We start from the raw sequence: 351 nt of genomic DNA on the forward strand, positions 1-351 counted from the left end.
TGATGACGCCGGTCTTCACATCGTCCCGGTTGGGCAGGCCCAGGTGCTCCTTGGGCGTGACGTAGCAGAGCATGGCGGTGCCCCACCAGGCGATCATCGGGGCGCCGATGCCCGAGGTGATGTGGTCGTAGCAGGGGGCGACGTCTGTGGTGAGCGGGCCGAGGGTGTAGCACGGCGCCGGCTCGACCGCGGTGGCGACCGACACCTACTTCTACGCCGAAGCGGAGGCCGCTATGGCCCCCAAGTCCGAGTAGTTCGCGGCCTCCGGCAACCGGGTGTACCTGCCGTTGGCCGACTGACCGCCGACTGCTGAGCGCCGCCCCGGGGGCCGGAGGGGGATCCCCGGTGCGG

At 70.9% G+C, this 351-nt stretch carries 1 pseudogene; it reads right to left on the minus strand.

What is annotated here, in order from left to right:
- Positions 1-178: pseudogene (locus tag UK12_RS33945) on the minus strand (phosphomethylpyrimidine synthase ThiC); the annotation flags it as partial.
- Between the last annotated feature and the right edge of the window lie 173 nt (positions 179-351).

It is taken from the genome of Saccharothrix sp. ST-888, assembly GCF_000955975.1.
GTDB lineage: Bacteria > Actinomycetota > Actinomycetes > Streptomycetales > Streptomycetaceae > Kitasatospora.